Origin of the sequence: Methylosinus sp. R-45379, from assembly GCF_001644125.1 — a bacterium.
Classification (GTDB): domain Bacteria; phylum Pseudomonadota; class Alphaproteobacteria; order Rhizobiales; family Beijerinckiaceae; genus Methylosinus.
This window is the reverse complement of sequence record NZ_LUUM01000177.1, coordinates 1-1,245: the sequence shown is the minus strand read 5'-3', so window position 1 is coordinate 1,245 and position 1,245 is coordinate 1. Positions and strand designations below refer to the sequence as shown.

The window sequence follows — 1,245 nt, the reverse complement described above, 5'->3', positions numbered from 1 at the left end:
AATAGATCGAAGCAATCTACCGAGACACGATCAGTCTCGGCTGATCCAGGTGGACGAATCGCGTGGCCGGATGGCTTTAGCAGCCGCACTGAAGAATGGTTTCGTCCTCCTGAGCCCCGCCCGCCGCAAGCGGGATCTTGGTGCAGTCGTTTCGCGCGACGACCGAATGTGAGGTTGATCTGGTGAGGAAACGACCCGGTCGCGCAGCGGGGCATCAGACCTCGGATGCCGAGAAAACCGACGGAGCTTAGCTCATACGAAATTGAACATCACCCCCTTGGCCCCAAACACCCGATGTGGGGTAGAAATATCTCATTTCCATATTTGCGCAGTTAAAGGCAACGCGACACCTGTCCTATGTGGCGGCCATGGCCGCGCTTCTCAATCTGAAAAAGCGTCGCGCGCCGCTGCGGGAAAGTTAAATCCGAACGCGCATCCACTAAAATGCGCGTGAATTACACCCGCGCCGGAATATGCGTCACGGCCGCCGCCGCGCGTTCGATACGGGCAACGGCTTCTTCAAATTGCGCATGCGGCCGGCAAAAGGCGAAGCGGAGATAATCATCGGCAATCGCACTGACGCGGCAATAGGAATGCAGCGGAAGCGGCGTGACGCCAAGGCTCTTCGTGATGCGCTCGCAGGCGCTTGCGCCAGCGGTGCCCCTGTCGTCCATTGCAGCGAGCATGAAAAGACCCGAACGCGGGAGGAGGGGTGAAAATCCTGCTTTCACCAATCCGCGATATAGCCGGTCGCGTCGACTCCGGTAGAGATCGCGCGCGCGTGCATCATAGGCGCTGTTCGCAGCGCGCAACCCCGTCGCAACGGCCGCCTGCAAAGGCGTCGGAGCGCAAGCGCTTAAATTCTGTCGCACAACGCGCAGCCGTCTGGAAATCTCCGGGATCGCGACCGCCCAGCCGATCCGCCATCCGGTGACGCCGAAGCGCTTCGAGGCGGAAGAGACGACGATATGGCGATGTGCGTCCGGCCCGCCCAGCGCCCCAAGAGAACAATGGTCTCCATCATAGACGAATGCGCTATACACCTCGTCTGAAATCAGCGTGAGATCATTGTCGTGCGCGATCTGCGCGATCTGTTCAAGATCACGTCTTGAAAACACACAGCCGGTCGGATTATGCGGCGTGTTGATCAGCACGGCGCGCGTTCTTGGCGTCAACGCCCGTGTCAGCGCGGCGGCGTCAAAATGAACATCCGCGCCACCAAGCGCCAGGGGTGCCGGCCTCCAG

Annotated in this window: 1 protein-coding gene; it reads right to left on the bottom strand. The window is 60.2% G+C overall.

Going from position 1 to position 1,245, the window contains the following annotated elements; all coding sequences use genetic code 11:
- Positions 1-455: 455 nt before the first annotated feature.
- A partial coding sequence (locus tag A1351_RS08015) for a pyridoxal phosphate-dependent aminotransferase (RefSeq protein WP_157096199.1) occupies positions 456-1,245 on the bottom strand: 790 nt, incomplete at its 5' end.